The 20260-nt window shown below is 57.2% G+C and carries 14 protein-coding genes and 2 pseudogenes (1 of these 16 running past the window's edge); 6 read left to right on the forward strand and 10 right to left on the reverse strand.

Features of this window, described 5'->3' with window-relative positions; all coding sequences use genetic code 11:
* Nucleotides 1-512, reverse strand: a pseudogene (locus C492_RS07510) (IS5/IS1182 family transposase) (it extends 189 nt beyond the left edge of the window).
* 730 nt (nucleotides 513-1242) lie between these two features.
* Here C492_RS07510 and C492_RS23490 point away from each other — a divergent pair.
* The 3 genes from C492_RS23490 to C492_RS07525 all read left to right on the forward strand — a co-directional run bounded on the left by C492_RS23490 (nucleotide 1243) and on the right by C492_RS07525 (nucleotide 4121).
* Entirely contained in the window at nucleotides 1243-1767 is a 525-nt protein-coding gene (locus tag C492_RS23490; protein WP_152424820.1) for a DUF7342 family protein, read from the forward strand.
* A gap of 1137 nt (nucleotides 1768-2904) precedes the next feature.
* Nucleotides 2905-3135, forward strand: coding sequence for a hypothetical protein (locus C492_RS07520; protein WP_008421996.1), 231 nt, complete (start codon nucleotides 2905-2907; stop codon nucleotides 3133-3135).
* A 44-nt stretch (nucleotides 3136-3179) separates the two neighbouring features.
* The gene (locus tag C492_RS07525; protein ID WP_049892824.1) at nucleotides 3180-4121 is read left to right on the forward strand and encodes an RNA ligase family protein; all 942 of its coding nucleotides are present in this window, start codon (nucleotides 3180-3182) and stop codon (nucleotides 4119-4121) included.
* A 213-nt stretch (nucleotides 4122-4334) separates the two neighbouring features.
* Here the strand turns inward: C492_RS07525 and C492_RS07530 are convergent, their stop codons facing one another.
* Nucleotides 4335-5051 carry a DNA-binding protein gene (locus C492_RS07530; RefSeq protein ID WP_239643402.1) on the reverse strand — a complete coding sequence of 239 codons (717 nt, stop codon included), beginning with the start codon at nucleotides 5049-5051 and terminating at the stop codon, nucleotides 4335-4337.
* Between C492_RS07530 and C492_RS25525 the strand changes: the two genes are divergently transcribed.
* Nucleotides 5046-5177 carry a hypothetical protein gene (locus C492_RS25525; RefSeq protein WP_275040327.1) on the forward strand — a complete coding sequence of 44 codons (132 nt, stop codon included), beginning with the start codon at nucleotides 5046-5048 and terminating at the stop codon, nucleotides 5175-5177. The genes C492_RS07530 and C492_RS25525 overlap by 6 nt on opposite strands.
* A gap of 626 nt (nucleotides 5178-5803) precedes the next feature.
* Here C492_RS25525 and C492_RS07535 read toward each other — a convergent pair.
* Entirely contained in the window at nucleotides 5804-6154 is a 351-nt protein-coding gene (locus C492_RS07535; protein WP_008422004.1) for a HalOD1 output domain-containing protein, read from the reverse strand.
* 121 nt (nucleotides 6155-6275) lie between these two features.
* Here C492_RS07535 and C492_RS25170 point away from each other — a divergent pair, with 121 nt between their 5' ends.
* Nucleotides 6276-6536, forward strand: a complete 261-nt coding sequence (locus tag C492_RS25170) for a helix-turn-helix domain-containing protein (RefSeq protein ID WP_008422006.1) — start codon at nucleotides 6276-6278, stop codon at nucleotides 6534-6536.
* A 561-nt stretch (nucleotides 6537-7097) separates the two neighbouring features.
* Here C492_RS25170 and C492_RS07545 read toward each other — a convergent pair.
* The 3 genes and pseudogenes from C492_RS07545 to C492_RS07550 all read right to left on the reverse strand — a co-directional run bounded on the left by C492_RS07545 (nucleotide 7098) and on the right by C492_RS07550 (nucleotide 8913).
* The gene (locus C492_RS07545) at nucleotides 7098-8090 is read right to left on the reverse strand and encodes an IS110 family RNA-guided transposase (RefSeq protein WP_008422008.1); all 993 of its coding nucleotides are present in this window, start codon (nucleotides 8088-8090) and stop codon (nucleotides 7098-7100) included.
* A gap of 201 nt (nucleotides 8091-8291) precedes the next feature.
* Nucleotides 8292-8557 (reverse strand): annotated as a pseudogene (locus C492_RS25800) (PemK-like protein); the annotation flags it as partial.
* Complete coding sequence (locus C492_RS07550; protein ID WP_008422009.1) at nucleotides 8554-8913, reverse strand: MarR family transcriptional regulator; 360 nt, start codon at nucleotides 8911-8913, stop codon at nucleotides 8554-8556. The pseudogene C492_RS25800 and the gene C492_RS07550, both read right to left, overlap by 4 nt.
* A 200-nt stretch (nucleotides 8914-9113) precedes the next feature.
* Here C492_RS07550 and C492_RS07555 point away from each other — a divergent pair, with 200 nt between their 5' ends.
* Nucleotides 9114-9929 (forward strand): IS5 family transposase, encoded by an 816-nt coding sequence (locus C492_RS07555; RefSeq protein ID WP_008422011.1) that lies wholly within the window; start codon nucleotides 9114-9116, stop codon nucleotides 9927-9929.
* A 1299-nt stretch (nucleotides 9930-11228) separates the two neighbouring features.
* Here C492_RS07555 and C492_RS07560 read toward each other — a convergent pair.
* From C492_RS07560 to C492_RS07575, 4 genes are all read right to left on the reverse strand, one after another.
* Nucleotides 11229-11723 (reverse strand): hypothetical protein, encoded by a 495-nt coding sequence (locus C492_RS07560; protein ID WP_008422013.1) that lies wholly within the window; start codon nucleotides 11721-11723, stop codon nucleotides 11229-11231.
* Between the two features lie 1198 nt (nucleotides 11724-12921).
* Nucleotides 12922-14544 carry a primase-associated protein gene (locus C492_RS07565; protein ID WP_008422016.1) on the reverse strand — a complete coding sequence of 541 codons (1623 nt, stop codon included), beginning with the start codon at nucleotides 14542-14544 and terminating at the stop codon, nucleotides 12922-12924.
* A 5-nt stretch (nucleotides 14545-14549) separates the two neighbouring features.
* Nucleotides 14550-15452 (reverse strand): bifunctional DNA primase/polymerase, encoded by a 903-nt coding sequence (locus C492_RS07570; protein WP_008422018.1) that lies wholly within the window; start codon nucleotides 15450-15452, stop codon nucleotides 14550-14552.
* 157 nt (nucleotides 15453-15609) lie between these two features.
* The gene (locus C492_RS07575; protein ID WP_008422020.1) at nucleotides 15610-20199 is read right to left on the reverse strand and encodes an FtsK/SpoIIIE domain-containing protein; all 4590 of its coding nucleotides are present in this window, start codon (nucleotides 20197-20199) and stop codon (nucleotides 15610-15612) included.
* Nucleotides 20200-20260 lie beyond the last annotated feature (61 nt).

Below are 20260 nucleotides of genomic sequence, written 5' to 3' on the forward strand. Positions count from 1 at the left end.
TCCACGAGTAATTCGCATCAGCGGACAGTACACGCAGGTCTTCCGCGTTCCGGCGGAAGACCTGCATCCCAATGTGGCCGTCCCACGCCTTCTGCGTCGTGTAGTGAACGTCCTTGATCGCTAGTGAGTTCACGTCGATCAAGATCGTCGTCTTCAGCGACTGGAACGAGTAGTTCGCGCGGTCGCGGTAGTGGTAGCTGGTTTGATCGCGCTGGAAGCCACTCGCGTCAATTGCGGCTTCNCATCCGATACTCTTGCTCCCACCGGCACAGCGAGCTGTAGTGCGGTGCCTCGTTAAGTCCGAACACGGCGAGAACTCCGGGCATCTCGTTGAGATAGTCTTCAGTTTCACGGAGACTCTTCTCCAGTTCGACACGGTATAGAATCAACGCGATCTGTACCCATTTGGCGTACCCGCCCGCGCCGTCCGGCGCGGCGGGTACGTCCGGATCGTCAACGTGCTGTTTGGCAAGATCCCGACACATCTGTGCGAGCCGTCTGAGCGATNCCAGACGGCGTCCATTTCAGGGTGAATGTGACGGAAGCTTCCTGCGAGAGCGTCTGAAGTTGTCGTCAATCGGCGGCAAAACAAGGCAACTCAACAACAATCGTCTCTGATTGGCTGTCTGTCACTGTTATCTCTATCTCTCTACCCCTCTGGGGGTCGAACAACGCCACAGGTGTGAGCTTCGAACTTAGCGGTATCACCTCAAGTGGTCCTATCTACCGTCTTCGCTGCTGTGGGTGCTGTCCGACTGGATGGCTCCAACGAGGGTCTCCGAGTTGCATCACTAGTGACGCGCAATGAATGGCTCACAGTAGCGCGCAAAGCACGCAAGGGATGAGCAACGTGACCGTAGGGACCGAAGCGAGGAGGCTGGGGAGGACGCGAGCGAAGCAAGCGTGTGGTCGGACACACAAAAGGAAAGCGAGCGGGGCGAGCCGCCACTCGAGCGTATCCAACCGATGACAATGACCAGTCGATCAGCCCATGTGGGTGGGGATCGAAAGGGACTGAGACGTTCGAGAAATCTCACCGACGCAAGCACCGCAACTGGTGAGGAGCGCAGCGAGATGCAGGCATCGAGCGTGCCAGGGGCTTTCACAATCTCACTCAGTTGTTCCTTTCCACATCCGGCGATCTTTCAAGGGGGAGAGAGACGGAGAGGACATTCTCAGCAGTGAAATTTGATAATTTGGTGCGGCGATAGAACTATTGGTGTATACCACGTACAGTGATCCATGAGCGACTCCAACTGGGTCCGGACGTGGAAGGAGAACGCGAGCGCATTCGACCGAGTACGCTCAACCGCGATGACGGTAAGTGAACCTCAAACAGCAGTCTGGATTGCTGAGCACGCGAGAGTCGCAGAAACGACTGCCCGAGATCATCTCGTTCGGCTCGTCGATATCGGGATGCTCGTCACGAACGATGCTGGAGGCGTAACGACATATACCCCAGACCCTGCCTATGTTCGATTTCGTGAGCTCCGAGAACTCGTCAACGAGCATTCGAATGCCGACCTTGCCGAGTTTGCTGCAGATATCAAAGAAGAGCTCGAAGCACTCGAGGCCGAATACGACGTCGAGTCGCCCCGTGCGCTTCGAGAGAAGGCTACTGACGCCGACGTCTCGGCGAGCGACACACGAGACCTGCTCCAAGTTGCAAGCGACTGGGAACATTACACCTACCGGCTCTCACTGCTTACAGAAGCGCTCGAACGCTACAACGAGTACACTGGTCAGCCATCAGTGGCGTCGAGCTAATCGATGCGGCTCGTGACTGATGGAGGGCATGGATCGAGTGATCGACACCGTATCCTTCGTGATCTCCTCGGCGAACTTAGCCAGCATCCAATTGTTACGAGAGCTCGCGGGTATCCACCGAGTACGTTTACAGAAATTCGCGCCGAGCTTGCCCCTGAACGATGGGGATGTCTCGTCGACGACGCAACACTCCGGATCACGTGGTATCCAGGGGATCACCCGCAGTTCACATTTCATTACAGCGATTCGACTGGGTTCGACTGCGGGTGGCATCGTGAACCAAATCCACACGTCGACGGGTGGACACATTACCAGGAGCGCGAGAACAGTACCGAACCATATTCGTATGAAGCGGTCACATTCGAGGCGGAGACGCCAACGACGCTGGTCTGGGAGGTCCTTGAACGGCTTCGGGGCCGATTAGAAGCATGTGCAGAAAAATGATCATGCTTAGCAACAATAAGTCGGAGAACAGCAACAACGTGTCTCACCTGCGAATTCGTTCACAGCGAGAACGCAGTACTCCTCTCACGGTTTTCCTGTAGCGTTGACAGAATGTGCCGCCCATTGAACGTGGCACATACCATGACGACGTGTTCGACGCGTTAGATTCCAGCCGTCACTGGCGTCGAACCTCGGCGAGCACATCCTCAGGTGTCCTAATCTTCTCAATCTCTCTTCCTTCCCATCACGATTTGGTCGGTGGACGTCAGTCGTTCAATTACCTCATCATTACCAGAAGTTGTTTCAATCTTCTCGATACGGATATGACGCTCCTCACGCCATCCGGATGTCCAGTATTGCCGATGCACCTCAATCTGCTCGTCTGCCTCTACATCGAAGACGGCTGTATCGAGCGAGGTCTATGTCGGCGGTTCTGGTCCAATCTTCAGCGTGATCTTCGAGCCACACCCAGGGCACGTCATGGCAATGCCAATTATTCAAATTGTCAGAGGAAAACCATCCCCTCCATGGTGTACCCAGACACACCTGCAGAAAGCATTTATACTAATCGCTGATAAGAGAGACGTATGCAGTGGATGCCGTTGGTCGGAAGGGCACGCTCCCAGTAAGCGGTTCGCGCGACTTGCCCCCAGGGCCGTAGCGGGCTGCGTCTCTGGTAGCGTGGAACTATCCATGGACGACGCAGAACTACTCCGTCGGGAACTCCGTGCAACGCGTGAAGAATTGGTCCGCAAGCGGTCCCAGCAGACCGAGGCGGAGAGTCGCTTGCCGCTCATGCCGGATCGTGACAAGGGGTTCCTCCGCTTAGCGTTGATGAGCGTTGATGATCTCGAAACGCACGTCGAACGGCTCGAACGCGATTTAGAGGATCTCAAAGATGGCCTCAGCATGCCAGATGAATGAGCCTGCAGCACCCGCGTAGTCATCGGCGAACATTCAATCTAGCTATGGATAAATTTCCGTCAATCCCACGAGTCGGGAACGCACCTGATCAGCTCTTCCACGAGGGACATTTGTGGCTTCTCGAAAAGGTTGACGGTGCGAATTTTCGCTTCCAGCTCCAACAGTCGGGACTCCTTCGGTTCGGTGATCGGAATCGTGTCTACAACGACCCTGCTGCCGTTCCCGAGCCATATCAACACGCTGTCCGGCATATCCGCGAGAACCTTGATCGTACTGTGCTCCAGAACGTTGTCGATGATGTGGAGAACGTTGTCTTCTTCGGTGAAGCAATGCACCACCACACGATCGAGTACGACTGGGAATGCACACCCCCATTTCTCGGCTTCGATGTCTGGTCTGTCGAGACACAGTCGTTCCGACCACCAGACGCTGTTGAGCAGATTTTTGAGCAGCNCACACCCCCATTTCTCGGCTTCGATGTCTGGTCTGTCGAGACACAGTCGTTCCGACCACCAGACGCTGTTGAGCAGATTTTTGAGCAGCTGGGCATCCAGCCGGTAAACGTCTTCGAACGGGAACGTCGTGCACGGGATTTCAATCCTAATTCGTACACTGTCCCACAGTCAAAATGGTATGACGGTCCTGCCGAAGGCGTCATTATCCGGAACAAACGAGACCAGCGTGCGAAGCTGCTGCATCCCGACTTTCGTGAGCTCGATGAGACGGTCCCGATCGACGGCTCGGCCAAGGAACTAGCAGCAAAATACGCGACTGAGCAGCGATTCGAGAAACTCGCAGCAAAACTCGAAGATCGTGGACAGCCCGCGGTGTTCGAGACACTATACGAGCCCGTCCTCGAAGATATCGTCCGCGAAGAGCACAAACAGCTACATCACGGTGACAGTGCCACCAATATGGAAAAATTCCGCTCGGAGGTCGCTGTATTAACGCGAAAGTTCCTCGATGACCGAAACAGTAGTGTGTGATAGCACACGTGGAAACGATTTTTATTTCGGTGGTCCTACGTATGGTGGTCACTGTGCGGAGCGCTGGTGCTGTCTCCGAGCGGAAGCGGTGGCGCGCGCAGAACGCGCGAGGGACGAGCGACGCGACCGAAGGGAGCGAAGCGAGGCGGCTGGGGAGGGCGCGAGCGAAGCGAGCGTGTGGTCATACACATAAAAAGAGTGGCTGCTCAGCTATTACCGGTTCCACCACTGCCCGCGCTTAGGGAACTCGATCCGGCTCCAGCCGGTCACGGCCAGATTACAGCACTCGTTGTGCCAGTTTTTCTTTACGTTCCGCAACCGGACGGTCTCTCCCTCGCTCACCTTCGTCTGGTAGGAGTTCTTCCAGACCGTGAACTTGATTTTCTCCGTGTCGTCTGCGATCAGCCCGACCTGTTGGATCGAGGGCGTTGAGGGCTCCCACAGTTCGATGATCTCACCTTCCACGTCCACTTCGCCCGTCTCCACCTCGGGGACATCCGCGATGTCCACGATCGTCCCCGCCTCAGCCTTGACTTCATCCATCTGCTCGAGGGTCGCGTCGATCATCGACTTCCCCTTCTCGATCTTCTCGGCCAGCCCACGGCTCACCGCTGCCCGACTTGGTCCCCCGCGCACGCTCTCCGTGATCCGCATCGCCTGCGTGTTGACCTCTGCAACCTCCGCTTGCTCCAACTCCGATCGGGGGTCAACCCGCTCGACCCGCCGCACACGGCGTTGCTCGACGACCACTTCACGGGTGCGCTCCTCACGCCCGTCCTGCTGGCCGAACGCTGCTTTCGCACTGATCCGCTCGAGCTCTTCCTCCCGAGCCCGGATTTCCTCTTCCTGAGCCAACGGCAGGTGGCCGTACTCGTTCTCCTCCCGTCCGACCACCGTCTCCGGGTGCTCGGTCTCGACCTTCGTGTGCACCTCCTGATCGACCGATGCCTCGAACTCCGGCGTCTCATCGACGACCTCGAACCCGTCCTCATCGACCGCTCGTCCGCCCTTCTGTTCATCCGCCTGTTCATCGACCGAAACCTCCTTGCTGCTTGAGTTTGTACTAGACATTGGATCTCACCGATCCTGAAGGCGCTCACGCGCCCGACACCGCGATGCCACTACATCGCGGTTTTCAACTGACGTCACCGCCCGACAGACTCGTCTGCGCGCTCTCGCTTGCGCCTTCGCGAGCGCCCCCTGGGCGCGAGCGAGAGCGCGCCTTAGGAGGGGACCCAGCCAGCACCGCGCGCCGACCCGCCCGGAGCGAGCGGCCAGCGCATTCCCCGTTCGCCGCGACGCAACCACGTCCGTCGCGGTCGGCTTTGCCGAGGTCCACAGGACCCGAACGGGTGAAGCGCTGGCGTCGAGGGCACATACACTTTAGCCCGGAACGGGCGCGAGCGGTGCGGAGAGCGCCCGCATGCCCGGAATGGTCGGTCGCGAGCGACGCGGAGGGCGGCACGCGGCGCGCGGGGAGTGCCGGTACGAACCACCTGTCCAGCCGGTCACGTTGCTTGGCAACACAGCCGCCATCCTGGTGGACTCAGAAAGGGCGAGGCCGTCTCGGTCGTCCCCCGACCCCGCAAGCACCGCAGGCACGAGGAGCGCAGCGGCGGTCGCGGGATACCGAGCGGCCGAGGGCTTTCAGGGAGTGTCTCGGATGTCGACCGCGTTACCGGCTACGGGTTCGGTGGAATGGACTCCTCGTCGATCAGGACGTCGACGCTCTCCGGTGTCACCGCAAGCCGAACGCCCTCCACTGTGAACTGTACTTCTGCGGCCTCGGTGGACGAGTTCAAAAGCTGCTCGAGCGCCTCGACATCGATGGAGTCGTACATCTGGTACTCATCTTGACCCACCCCACACGCTTCGAGCGTCTCGATGATGTCGACCAAGAGGTCAGCCGATTCCCCAGGCCCGGTCGTTGATGAGCGATCCATTGTAACGNCCCCACACGCTTCGAGCGTCTCGATGATGTCGACCAAGAGGTCAGCCGATTCCCCAGGCCCGGTCGTTGATGAGCGATCCATTGTAACGTCTAACGCTTAGGATGGGTGGTGGTTAAAAGGTTGGGAGTCAACTATAGTTGCTTATAGCTTCTTTAGTTTACTTAACGCGTTTGAGATAGCGTCGGCGCAACCAGAGATAATTATGCGCTTTGACGCCGACTGGATGTCACGCGCCGATGATCGCATTCTGGAGCATCTTGCTGAAGAGGGCCCTGATACCCCGAAAGAAATGGCTGACAGGGACCGCGTCCGCTTCTCTCGACAGCACATCAACGCCCGCTGTAAAACACTCGTCACCTACGGTCTCCTCGTTCATTTCGGGAACGGTGTCTACAATATCACCCGTGAAGGGAAACAGTATCTCGCCGGCGAGCTCGACGCACATGACCTCGAGGGCGAATGAACCTGGCTAGCGACAACCCGAGAGCCAAAACCAACTAATCGCCAGCCAAGCTCTTCGACGGACGTTTCGAGTTGCTCCGAGTTAAATCGTTCCTCGAAAGTCAAGTACAAGTGGACTGCATCGTCGAAATCCTCCCCCGCTGGAATTGTCTGCAGCTTGTGTAAGCTGGAATTTGTACGTGATTTGGAGTTCAATCGGGCTGATCTCGAGTTATCTCTCGGCGAATCTGACTGTAAGGAGCCCTGTGCTCCCGGGTCTCTATTGACAACTTGAAAGTCCGTTCACGATGAAATGTAGTCGGTCAACTGGCTCACCACATCCTCGGTGCGGTCGTCGACGAGCGATGTGAGATGAAACCTATGAAAATCCTGCAAGCGAATTTTCCACTTGATCGGTGATAGTTGTTCGGGTGGGCGCTACGCTCACCCGAACAAGAGGTGAGAACCGCTGGAAAGCAGTGACTTCGAGAAGTGAAACACCCGGCAGGCGGGGGACTTCTTGTTTGCGGTGCCGTTGCTGTTGAGAGCGCGAGCAGGTCGCGCCTGAGATGCTGGCCGCCTCTCAGGCGCTCACCCCCGGTGGATCGTACATTTCCTTTCGTGTGAGCATGTAGAAGATTGAGACAAGCATTTTCCGAGCTGTTGCAACAATCGCTACCTGGTGGTTCTTCCGTTGTTTTAGCCGAGTATAGAAGTTCCCGAAGTAGTCATCACACCGTACTGCGATGTTTGCACACTGAACGAGGGCCCAGCGCAACGGCGCTGAGCCCTCTTTACTGATGCTGCCGCGTATTTCCTTGTCGCCAGACTGGTGAACCATTGGATCAAGTCCGGCATAGCTCACGAGTTGCTTATCGTTGTCGAAGCGATCGACCTCACCGACTTCAGCAACGATAACAGCGGCAGTATACTGTCCAACTCCCGGAATCGACAGCAGCCGCTGGGCTGCTGGCGATTCCAGAACCTCTTGTTCGATCTTCTCTTCAACTGCCTCGATCTGTTCGTCGTAGGCGTCGATCACCGAGAGGTGTGCCTCAATGATTGTCCGATCGGGATGACTAAGCGAGAGTTCCGCGAGGAACTCTCGCCCAGTTGGACCGAATAGCTCGCTATCGTACGTGTTGTCCGTACGCGTGAGGACTGCTCTGACGCGGTTTTTCTCGGCAGTCCGTGATTCGACGAGAGACTTGCGTGTCCGGACGAGATCCCGCAGTGTGCGGATCTCGTCCGGTGGAACGTAACTTTCAGCGAGCATATCTGCACGAAGCATCTGAGCAAGTCGCTTAGCGTCGACGCGATCGGTCTTGACCGTCGCGTCGGCGATGATCCGGTTCTTAGAAGGATTCACAAGGGTAACGTCGAGATGCTCGTCGAGCATCTCGTAGATCGGGCGATAATTGCCCGACGCTTCAATAGCAGCTTCACCACCAGAATACTGTTCGGCGAGTTCGGCAAGACGGTCGTTTGGCAAGCGAATCTCGTCTTGCAGGTTGCCGTCGCCGTCAACGACGGCAACCTGCGAATACCGTTTGTGGGTGTCGATTCCAAGGTACATTGAACGCCTCCGTTGGGGCTGATAGCGCGTGAATCGGAAAGGCACCTATACGTGCTCTGTGGCACAGTGTTCTTCTTCCTTCCACGGGCTAGGACCGGTCATTCTAGCGTGCTTGTTGCACTCCATCTCATTCGGTCTCTGCCAACCCCTGTTGTCCTGATTCACGCACAGGGGCTTCAAAGCAGGATTTTCATAGAGTCATTCTATGTCTGCAGCACTGTTGAGGGTCACGAGCGACCACGGGAGGACGTGACTACGTTCCCCGAGTGGGTCGCCCTGGTAGTCGTCCTCTCGGAGTGTGAGTGCCTCCTCGTGGTAGGTCTTTGTGGAAAGCAGGACCGTAATGAGTTGTATCCCGTGGTTCGGGAATCGAGGAGTTCCTAGAACGAGCAAGGGACGACTTTCTCCGAGAGCGGATCAATCCCCCAGACGATGTCGCCGCGTTCCAGTTCCTCGAATGCAGTCACTGGACTTGCTCCATCCCGTCGGTCTGAAGCTCTTCGAGACGCTCCTCACCGTACTGTTCGTCAGCAGCCTCGTGGTGTCGGTGTAGCCGGTAGGCAGATTGGAGTCGTTCCTCGTCGTCCGTGATCGCCCAGTACGGGCGCTTGTGACGGAGAAGACCGCGTCCCTTCAATCGCGAGAGGATTGCATTGACAGCGTCCGTATCAAGGTCCAGTCGCTCGGCGATCGTCGCCGCCTTCCACGCACGGTCATCGTGCTCATCGAGGAACAGCACGATCCGCTCGGTGTCATTCCGTTCTTCGAATTCGTCGGCGTCAGCGTTCTCGAATTCGTCGATATCTATGGTGCCACTCGACATACACTAGTGTTGGGACTGTTGGAACATAGCTGTTTGGAGTGTTTGGTACTTTGGATTGAGGATCACGCCTGAAATGTGGGAGGAGTCACTCCACCGACGTCGCGACGACGTGTTCCTCGAGGTCCAATGCTCCGTTGAATGGCCCTTCCCTCTGCGGGTTTTATCGCTGACTTCAGGGGATTTGGACGCCGTCTGGCGATATGGGTCGTCTCAGGAACCTTGCACAGACGTTTCACGAGTTCGTCACGGACCACGTAGATGAACTGGATGTACCCGTCGTCGCCGACGGCGACGACGGGTACGATACGTCAACGAAAATCGCACTCCTCCTGCTCAAAGAGGAGGTCAACAAACCGCTCCGACAGTTTGAGGACTATCTGAACGAGATGCCAGGAATCCTTGACGTGTTTGGCCTTAAGAAATCTCCTGATTTCACGTCTTTCAGCGTGTGGGACGATGAATTTCCGATGCAAGAGTTGCGCCGCCTGCTCCGCCGGTCAGCGGAGCAGGCGGGGCTCTCGGGGACTGCGTCGATTGACGCTAGCGGCTTCCAGCGAGATCAGGCAAGCTCACACTATCGAAATCGTGTCGGCTACTCGTTCAATGCCATGAAAACGACGCTGCTCGTCGATACGGAGTCACTTGCCATCATGGATGCTCATTTCACGACAAAGAAAGCTTATGACGGCCATATTGGGCTGCAGGTCTTTCGGCGCAACGCCGAAGACCTGCAGGCATTGCTGGCCGACAAGATGTACTCGTGGAGCGATCTCCGGGAAGCCTGCGGTGAGGCGTCAACGCGACCAGTGATTAAACACTGTGAGCAAAACGCACTCAAGAAGGCACACAATGCCAGAATTGACGACGATATCTACAATCAGCGGTCAATGAGCGAGACAGTGTTTGCGATGCTGAAAGACGATGGCGATGAACTTCGCTCCCGGAGTTGGCACGGCCAATTCCGGGAGCTCACACGGAAGTGCATCGTACATAACCTCGCGCAGGCGGCGAGTTAGGGCTCGCCGCCTGCTCTCCTTCTCTGGACGTATTCGAGAGAGGCATCGCCATCGTCCATCTCACACTTCACGTGGTATCTTGTGAAACTGACGTTTTGATCACCAAGCAAGTCGGCTGAAATCGAATCGTCTGATCTCAGAATCTACCGATAGAGCGTCGGTACTGGTGGAAAATTGAATGTCACAATTTCGATGCTGCCGCTGTCTTGCGTTCAACACTGCAAGGTCCAACGCTTCCTCGGCTTCAGCTCTCCTGGTGGACTTCAAAAGGCGAGGCCGTCTCGGTCGTCCCCGACCCCGTAAGCACCGAACGCAGTGAGGCGCACAGCGGTGGTCGCGGGATGCCGAGCGGCCGAGGGCTTTCGGGGAATGTGTATACTCCACTTGCTCCTGTTGCTCTGCTTGGTCCTCCCACGTCTAGAGTGGAGTCCGGCTTGCTGTCGTGCCGACGTCGTCGTCCCCACATCCCTCGTTCCACATTCACTCCTCCGTGATCACGATCAGTCCAGATCTGACGTCCCGGTGATTTTCCCACGAACGTACCTCGCTATCGTCCACGGCCCCCTCTCGTTAACCCTGTCCCCGCTGATCGGGGGCAACGCCTGTCGTCGAGTGAGATGAACAAGGATCCGAACAGAACCGATCTGGAACGTTGGGGAAAGCCCGGCAGCGCAGCGACCGACTCCGGAGGGAGCGAGCAGCCCGGACCCTGGAGGTGGGTGGGGGTTCGTGGGTGGGTGGTGCTGTGCGGGGCGTCCTGTCTCGTCTCGAAGGCACCGATCTCGCCTCTGCGTTACGCCTCGGTCTCGTCGTAACGCTCTACAACCTCGGATGTGACCAAGTCACCAGATACCACAGTCTTAGTCGACACGGTCTGAGTGTGGTCTGCAAAATGGCCTGTCAGTCATGCAGCTGACGGCGTTTTTACACCGCTCACCGTCCGCTGTCATCGCTTCGCATCGATCGTTGATCTTTGCGTCGTCCTTCCGGTCGGGATTCTCATCACTGATGCCTGAAAGGATGGTCCGTTCCTACCGCTGCACCACGTCTCGTTTCTGTCGCTCATGGATGATCTCTTGTCTCGAGTGGGTCTACCCCTACCCACCGACTCCTAGGGCATGTATCCGCAGCGCTGGCACTGGTACGCGACCGGAGCTTCCTCTCCACGAGCAATTGGACACGCGACAGTCCGAACGTCCCCACTGCCACAGTTCTCACACGTCTCTGTACTCTCTGAGGATGGACTGATCATGGTCATCGGTAGAGACAGGACCTTGCAGTCGAATTGCTTTCCTCGAGTCAGTTTCTAAAGGGGCGGCGAGCGAAATCACTCACCGAGCCGAGCCACGCCCGTACTTGCACCCGGATCGCCCGCCGTAGGTCCTGCTTGAGGACTTCGACCTCCGAGTAGTACCCTCGGGCGCCTTGGGGCAGTTCGTGGAACCGTTTCTTGCACCCAAGACACGTGTACTCGAACTCTGCGCGAACCCGATTCTGATGATGCTCGAGATCACCGCCTTCGTTGTAGTGGAACTCTTCGTAGACGAGTTTCTTTGAGACGAACTCCCGACTGTCACAGCGGGGACACTGCGTCATCTGCAGTGGCTCGTCTGCCACATCCCGTTGTCGTGGCTCCTGCCCTCCTACACTGTCGTCTGTGGTTGACTTCGTCTGACCTCTTGGTCCGAGTTCATCTCCGTTCCGAACCCACTCGTCGAACTCCTCACCCAGTGCCCCCTCTTGCTCGTTCTCCTCAGCTGTGTCGTCGGACTTGTGTCGGTCGCTCCAACTCATGATTCCTCTCCCCCGTCTCGGGGAACGAACAACACCACCGTGCGAGTGTACAACCCGAAGCCTGCGACCTCACCAGCCCCCGCCTCGAAGCGCTTTCCTCGAGCCTACGCCTCCAGCCTGTTTCTCGAGCCTACCCTTCACCCTGTCCCCCTCGAGCCCGTCATCCGTCCGCTCTCTCACCCGCTGTGCCACCCCTACTCTCCCACTCTACTCCTCCCCTTTTCACCCTATGCGATCTGACACATCCACCGCTAACACCCCCCGTTTCTGTCGTCCTCCTCACTCTGCCTCTTCTCCAGTATAATGCCACTCTCCACCCCCCTCTCACCCCCCGCCCTGATCATCCTGTTCTCCCAGTTGACCACCACCCTGTTTACCCCTCTCTTTGCCCACCTTCTCCCCCCTCATCTCAGCCCNCCCCCCGCCCTGATCATCCTGTTCTCCCAGTTGACCACCACCCTGTTTACCCCTCTCTTTGCCCACCTTCTCCCCCCTCATCTCAGCCCCTTTCTGATCACCCGCCTCTCCTCACTCCCATCCTATTCTGTCTTACGCGTACTGACACATCCTCTTCCTCCACCTCTCCCACCGTCCGCTGTTCGCACCCCGTCGCGCACACTTCTGTTTCTGCATAAAGGCCCATTCCTTTGGACGATTCTCCTTTGTGCAAAGCTGACTTAACGGATACAGAATAGATTAGAGGGGCGTGGGCGTTTTCTGAGGGCGTTTCAAAACGATTCACGAGAGAGAAAAATGATTCACGAGCCAGTGTCTTTCTCAAAGTGCTGCTATCGTTGCTCTTAGAGGTTCAAATTGAATTTCTCATTCCGCTCCCAATTATTCCACATTAGATACAAATCAATTTAATATGGAGGTTGAGGGGATGTATTTAGAAAATTAGCTGAGAAGGGACTTCATAGCGGTTTCAAGCCTCAAAAAACGATTCACGAGATTATATATTTTTAAATGGTTCGTAATAATATAGTACCAAATTATATAGTTGTATCTTTGAGCCGGAGTGGAGATATCAGCTCAAACATAGAATATCTGGGAGAGTAGTAGAGAAATCTGATTCAGGAATTGGATTTTGATTCTCTTTTTAGTGTGTTAATTATTATCTCATAGAAAGTCGCATATACCATTGAAGGGTCACAAATTGGAGACGAGATCTACAGTCGAATGAATTAGACTGCCGATCTCAAAACCAGTCCTCGTTTCCACCTAGCTGATCGTACATATCGTCGGGAAACGGGAGGCTGCCGTAGATCGTGTAGGGGCATTGGTCCTGTCCGATACAGTACCGTTGCATNCCTAGCTGATCGTACATATCGTCGGGAAACGGGAGGCTGCCGTAGATCGTGTAGGGGCATTGGTCCTGTCCGATACAGTACCGTTGCATGTCGTCGTTATCGCAGTTCATCGGGAGCGGTGTTGTGCCTTCGGGACCAATCCCACGCTCTCCACGACGGGCTTCATATTTGATCTGGTACTCGGTGATCTCGGGATCATGCCACGGCCACCGGCTAAAGAGATCCTGGAGATCATCGATGGTTTCCTCGAGAGATGCGTCCTGATACTGGGGGAGCCACATCACCATCCGGACGATGTTGAAGAGATCTTTCCGAACTGGTTTCTCTTCGTGCAGGCGTTCATCCAGGGCAGCCAGACACGGCAGTTCAAACAGGTCTTCGAGGTCATCGACTTCGACCGGGCGTGCTCCGCTACTCGAGTGAGCGATCTGGTAGGTGTTGACTCGGCCACTCCGGTCGATCGTAATAGATTGGTGGGACTCGTTGTTCGCCATGGTTTTCGCGACACTCCGGTGGTTTGAGAGCTGCCGGAGTTGTGCTTCCTCGCCGTTGGTCTCGGGGTCGTACGCTTCGAGAGCGTCGTAGAGTTCTCTCGAGGTGTGAAACTCGCCAATCTGGGTGTTCGGACTCGCACTAATAGCAGATTGAAGGAGCCGCACTAGACGCTGTCCCTGGTTCCAGTTTTGCCAGAGCTTGTCGTAGTGGCCGCCGCGAATGGCTCGTTCGATCCGGTCGCTGATCGCTGTTTCATTGGCTGTGAGCCAACTGCGTTCGTCCTCGCCCAGTTCGTCTTCTTGGGCCGAGCGCAAGCGGGCAAACCCAGTTTCGGCGTACTCCTGGTAGTCCCCCTCGAAATCTTTGATCGGGATGTAGAGGCTGTTGTTCGCGAGCTGTGTCCGGATCTCGCCCGTTTCCTCGGCACTGATTGCTTCGTCGGTTGTTCGGGTAAGGCAGGCCCGTGAGGCGGCTGCCATCGGAATCTCGATATAGAGGGTGTCCTCCTCGAATTCGTCGGTATCGAACTCGGGCATAGTCGTGACGTCAGTACAGACCCGTCCCGGATGTGGCCCGTCTTCGCTCGGCGGTTTCCCGTAGAGAACTTCCGCAATGTCTTGATAGAGCGTGGGATCATCGTACTCGCGGATGAGTGAGAGGAGGTTGTTCGCGAACAGTTCGCGGATATGGTGGATGACTTGGTTCCGTCGAATAGGCGTGTTTTCGAAACGGGAGTGCTCCATGACGCAGATCGTCCCAACGGTCGCAACCAAAACGAGTGTCGCGGGCCGATCGACGAACGATCGCTCGAGGGTTCGTTCGCGTTGGGCCGGTTCAAACGCACCGGTCACGAACCGCTCGGCGTCCGAAAGCACCGTCTCGGGATCGGGTTCGCCATCGACGAGGTAACGATCGTAGCCACGGGCGAACAGCTGGACGATCTCGCTCGTTGTGTACTCGGTTGGAACGGCAGCGACCAGGTAGGCGTCTCGTTCGGAGTTACGTGGGTCAACCATTCTGATCACTCGAGGAACTGCGGTCGGGCGTCCGTCTGTGGATCGAACGCGGGGCTGTCGATCGGTTGAACGACTCGACACACCTCCGCGTGCAGCGAGTAGGGGACCCGGAGCAGCCGGCTTCGGTCGGCAGTCACAACGGGATCAATCGGAATCCCGTAACGATCGATCAGGAAATCATTGAGCACTTCGCGACTCTGTTCATCGTAGTCGTGTTCGGAGTCGTCATTGAGCAGATAGACGTGGACGCCCTGCCCGGAGTAGACGACCATCGTTTCGTCGGCGTCGAACTCAGTTTCGAAGATATCGCGCGTTTCAAATCCGTACTCGATGGTACGCTCGAGGTCCTCGAACGCGTAGGGATAGCCAGCGGGATCGGCCACTTGGATGCCCGATTCTGTGAGCAGGATTTCGGTGTGGGAGCGATCGTCGTGATGGGCGTCGATTTCCGCTTCCTCGAGTTCTCGGTCGGCCCGTGCTATGGCGATGTCTTTCGCGTCGATATCGACAGCGATCACCCAGGGGCGCTCCCAGTTATCCAACCCGTAGTAGACGCCTTCTGACACGGGATCGGATTTCACGAGAAGGTCGGGATCGGCGAGGGCGTACTCGCTGTCCCTGTACGGATCGTTGTGTGCAGGAGCTTGAATGAACGAGCGGACGTCCTCGAACCCGTCGAAATGTTGTGCTATCCGCTCGCCAGTCGAGTCCGTCCGCCACGTTGCCCGTCGGATAAAGTCTCGATCGGGGCGGTCGTCTTTGCAGATCGGGTGGCGATCCCGAAAACTGAGGCCGAACTCTTTCGGCCCAGTTGCTGTGATAAACCCTGGAAGCTGATCCGTGTACTCGGGGAACTCCTGGTCATAGTAGGCGAAAATCTCGTCTCGGGTCGCTTCTCTCCAGGTCATGGTCTTGTTCTTGCGAAGTGGGGAACGTTGATCGCGACGATCAACGCCAGGAGCGCACCAACACTGATTAGGATGCCGTCTTCACGTCTTGAACTCGGCGTCCAACTCGAGATAGAGATCGGCCCCGCAATAAGACTCAGGGGTAAGTCAGGGGGCATTATTCTTTCACTTCCCGGTTCAATTTTCTGAACGTTTGGACAGTCGTCATTCCCTCTGCATCAAGCTCGGCGACCGACTCTTGCATACGGGAGAGTTCACGAGCTGCACGACCGGTCACTGGTTTAGGTACTCGCCCTTCGTCAACAAGAAGTTCGATTGTGTCTCGAGCCTCGCTTAGAGTCGGGAATACCCAGACCACATCCACCTCAACAGCCGCCATCTTGTCATAATCAGAGACGATCGCCTGAGGATTGTTCGACGCCATTTCGACCTCCCCAACCCATATGAGATCGCCCTCAGCATCGAATCCAGCGACGTCGAATATCGCTTCGGGATCCTGCTGGTAATACCGCTCAGCGCGCTCGACGTCTTCTTGCTCACTCAGCCACTGAAACAGCAGTTCTACACCGACCTTATGGGGTGTCTTCTCTCCGAGATCGCCGACGCCGGCTTCAGCAGTGATCGTCTGGCCCAGCAGTTCCCGACCCTCCGGAAGCACTGTGTAATACGGTCGCCGGTCTACTTTCGATTTCTCGAGGAGGTTCTGTTCGATCAAGACAGGGGGGTCGAGCCCATCAAGCCCCTCTTTGAGCTCGTTCATCCCAGTTAACAGAGAGTAATCATCTAACTCCCGGTTCATCGCATCCAGAACGCGTTTCAGGAACGTTGCGTCATCGCGAGAGAGGCCCCGTGCTCGAAGCGTCTCGTCGTCGATCGGGCTGATATCTGTCCCCTCCTCGTTGCCGCCGAAGAACGAACTCCCCGCTGCCTCATCCAGTGACTCGCCGTCGCTCTCGGTATCCTCTCTCGAGTCGGCATCGTCGCCGTCTTCGATCGCCTCGAACGTTGCCTGTTCGGGAGGGTCGTCCGTCTCATCACCTGCGTCTTCGGCCGTCGACAAAGCTGCCGGCGTGTCTGGCTCGGAACCCGGCTCTGCATCGAGTCCCGGTGTCCCCGCTTGCTCTGTCTCCGACTGTGGGCTTGCCTCCGGTGTCGATTCTGATCTCGATCCTGACCCCGCATCTGGTGCTGGCGGCGACCCAACACTGCGTTCGGCCCCGGAATCGCCCCATTGCGACCACTCGAGCGTATCCTCGTGCGTTGGAACGTCTAAGCCGTACTCCTCATCAGTCCGTTCGATGGTCTCCGGCAGGATCTCCTCTTCGAAGCGTTCCTGCTCGGCCTCCGACAGTGGATCATCACTCTCTGGATGGCCGCTGATGATCGGTAGCGAGTGTAACGTCAGTGGCGCTGGTCGCTCCTCGCCGAACTGGGGGCTCGCGAGCTTCGTGAACCACTCGCCCGACGCGATCCGATTGTTCCGGTTCCGAACATCCTCAACGGACAGATCGTCGTGGGTGAACGTTTTCGCGAACCGATCCGTAATTGAGATGTCCCCGACCATTTTCGTATGCCCCTCTGTCAGCAACTCTTTGTACGCTCCGTTGCCGTTGTCCCAGCTTTTGACCTGTTCCGGATACTGCATCACGAATCCCAGGCTCAACCCCACTGACCGACCCTGTGGAAGGAGTTGATCGGCGACTAACTCCGTCGCGATGAACGGCGCCGCCTCCTCGAGAATCACGTTCACCACGTGGTCCGACGACGCCCGCCGTCGGTGCTGAATCGCGTGCCACAGGTTACTCAACAGGATCGTCGTCAACCCGCGTTGAGCGTCGAGCGTGAGGTCCCCGAGATCGAACAGGATCGTCACGTCTTCCTCAAGGATATCGCGGAAATCGAAATGGACGTCCTGATCGTGGAAGCCGTAGAGACTGTCGCCAGCCGCATCCCGTCCGGGCTTATGTCGCAGCATCCAGTGCAGATGGCGATCCTCTTTCAGGCGGTTGAGCCGGTTGAGCACGGCTCCCATCGTCGTGTGGAACTGGTGATCTTCTTTGGCGAACTGGCTGGCTAACGATTCGTGGATATCATCATTGATTCCCGAGACGTCCGGGAGCTCTCGATTCCGCTGCATCCGTGTTGCAGCCTCGACCAGATCGTCCAGCCCGAACACGTCGTCGCCGTGAACAGGATCGAACAGTGCGTGGATGAGGAACGTCAGGATCTCATTGGCGACGAACGCCTGCTCGTGCTGGTCAGATCCCATAATCATCCGCATCAGTGCGTGGAAGTGGTCGGCTTTCTCTTTGACCGCTGTCTCGCGATCGTGTCCGGCGTCAAGCGCGGGTCGGAGGTCAAAAAACGAGACGGCGGGCAGCGTCTCGGGTTCACGGAAGTAGTAGACATTATCGAGTGAGCCATGCCGCTTGTAGTGACCCATGAGGTAGTTGGTACACATCCCGTCACCTTTCGGCTCGAAGAGTATGTTCGGTCCCGGTGTTGTCTCGGTGAGCGAGAGAAGCATTCGATTGATGACCTGGCTTTTCCCGCTCCCGGTGGTCCCACAGACGAGCCAGTGGCGCGTCTGTTGATCCTGCGGCAATCGAAGCGGGCCATCAACGGAACTGATGGGGTCCTCGCCAAGTGCCATCCCCGTGGTGTACTGGCGGCGCTGGGCGGCGTCCAGGCCGGGGAGTGTGGTCCGGCTTTCGGGATTCGCGTGGGTTTCCTTGGTGGCCTCGTCGGTAAGATGCTCGGTACTCGGCACGATGATCATGTTACAGAGTTCGTTCGGATCGAGATGGAGGTCGGGCGTCGAGCGGCCAAGTCGCTTGCCTGTGACGATCTTGCGATCGAGAAGCCGGTTGAAACAGCGCCGCGAGTACGTCTGGCTGCGGCGGGCAACTAACCCCTTGTCGTACAGGTTCTCGCTCTCGATCGAATAGAACTCGCCCTCGAGTGGGTCGAACACCGTGCTGATGGTTCGGAGCGACTGTTTGAGTTCGGACGTATCGCTGCTAGCCGAGTTCGGTGGGACGGTCACCGCTCGCAGGTTGACCGTGAACGTATGGCCCCAATCTTCGTCCTTGAGGTTCTCGATGAGATCACGGTCGACTTCGGGAATCGGCTGAGATTGCCGGCGGCGGCGCTCCTGTTCGGGTTCAGGGCCGTAGATGGCGTCGTTGATACCCCGGTTGATTTTTTCCCCCCACGTCTCGCGCTCGCCTCTAATCCGTTCGATACGCTGGTTCCCGCGACGAGTCGCATCCGGCTCACCTTCGAAAGCAGCCTGGAAGACGATGGGGTGGTCGGTCGTTGCGAAGTGGTCGATCAGTACCGTCAGCGGCGCGTGGGAGCTCTCTTTCGTGAAATCTTCGTCGCCGAGTTCCTCGTCGAAGAGTTTGATCGGCGTCATCGGATCGCCGCTGCCCGTCCATCGGATGCTGTAGGGTTCGACCTCGTCCGGGTGAGGGCGGGCAAGCACGCCCTCGCCGGTATCAACGGGCGTCTCGAGTTCAAACATGAGCGAGCCGGGGTCGCCGCTTTCCTCCTGTTCGCGCGGTCTGAGTGCGCCAAGGTCGACGCTGGGAAGTTGCCGACCGAGCGGGGCGTCGACTTCGGACTCCGTGCTGTCGGTGGTGGTTCCCCCGTCGGCTGCGAGCGGCTGATCGCGGTGAACCCGTGTGATCGCTTCGACCTCCTCGACCGACGTCTGTAGGGCTCCCTTTTCGAGTGCCGTTTCGAACTCCTCGTAGCTGTATTCCTCCGGAGCGACGAGTTTTTCGGCGAGGTCAACGGTTACTCGTTCGATCTCGACGGTATCCGAATAGACGGAGTTGAGCCGATCGTAAAGTGTTAATAGGTGTTGGTCACATGAATAGTAGAACTCGATCGGTGCGTCCGTGCCGTTGCTGTAGATGATAAATTCGAACGCCAGCGGGCTAGGGCCGGCAAATGGATTGACCTTCTGCCAGAAAGATTCCTCGGCCGGATCTAGGCTATGCAGTGGACGAATTTGGTTCACGATCTCGGAGGGCGCTCGCTGGCCTGCCGAGGGGGTAACGCGGACATACTCCTGTTTTCGGTCGAGGGGAGAGTGATCCGACGCGTCGAGGGCGAGAACGATCGAATGGAGGTCTTTCGGATTGACAATTCCTTTACAGGTCACTTTGGGGATCTCGAGTTCGACCGTCTGAAACGTGATCGTGCCGTACGAGAGCAGGCGGCCAACAAGCGATTGGTGACGCGTTGTCTCGACGACGCGCTCGAGTGAGAGTTTCGTGAACCCATCCGTTCGGATGCCGCGTCTGCGAACGTAGAGAACCTCCGAGGTGAGAACGTATTCGGTCCGAACTGAGCGAAAGACAGGGAGCAAGCCGACGACAAATCCTGTGCTTCCGAGGATGACTGGAACAGCTCCGAGCCACCACAGCGGGATTACAACCGACGTCAGTATCAGTCCGATCTCGGTCGGCGCGAGTCCAACGAGGTTCGGCCCGGTTGGGTAACCAGCAAAATTGTTGGTTGCGAGTGCGACTGCAAGCCCACCAAGAAGAACCCCGACTGCGTACGCGCGCAGGCCGCTCCGAACCAGCGGAGAGCCAGCCCACTGAACGTCGAGGTCGGCAACATCGGTCACTCGCTCGTCTTCTGCAACGATCCACTCGAGTGATGCAGCGTCTAGTGCGGGTTCGCTCTCGGCCACAGACGTTGCAACATCTGTCCCGGAAGCAGTGTCTGTCATACCTGGGCTCGGTCGGTCGTCATCTGCTGAAACAGTCATGGATGGAGCACCCCCGTGTTGG

This window comes from Natronococcus jeotgali DSM 18795 (assembly GCF_000337695.1).
Classification (GTDB): Archaea; Halobacteriota; Halobacteria; order Halobacteriales; family Natrialbaceae; genus Natronococcus; species Natronococcus jeotgali.

Excerpts from the sequence above, each read along its gene's own strand:
- C492_RS23490 (WP_152424820.1), top strand. The coding sequence starts at position 1,243 with ATGAGCGACTCCAACTGGGTCCGGACGTGGAAGGAGAACGCGAGCGCA.
- C492_RS07520 (WP_008421996.1), top strand. The coding sequence starts at position 2,905 with ATGGACGACGCAGAACTACTCCGTCGGGAACTCCGTGCAACGCGTGAA.
- C492_RS25170 (WP_008422006.1), top strand. The coding sequence starts at position 6,276 with ATGCGCTTTGACGCCGACTGGATGTCACGCGCCGATGATCGCATTCTG.
- C492_RS07545 (WP_008422008.1), bottom strand. The coding sequence starts at position 8,090 with ATGTACCTTGGAATCGACACCCACAAACGGTATTCGCAGGTTGCCGTC.
- C492_RS07550 (WP_008422009.1), bottom strand. The coding sequence starts at position 8,913 with ATGTCGAGTGGCACCATAGATATCGACGAATTCGAGAACGCTGACGCC.
- C492_RS07555 (WP_008422011.1), top strand. The coding sequence starts at position 9,114 with ATGGGTCGTCTCAGGAACCTTGCACAGACGTTTCACGAGTTCGTCACG.
- C492_RS07560 (WP_008422013.1), bottom strand. The coding sequence starts at position 11,723 with ATGAGTTGGAGCGACCGACACAAGTCCGACGACACAGCTGAGGAGAAC.
- C492_RS07570 (WP_008422018.1), bottom strand. The coding sequence starts at position 15,452 with ATGACCTGGAGAGAAGCGACCCGAGACGAGATTTTCGCCTACTATGAC.
- C492_RS07575 (WP_008422020.1), bottom strand. The coding sequence starts at position 20,199 with ATGACAGACACTGCTTCCGGGACAGATGTTGCAACGTCTGTGGCCGAG.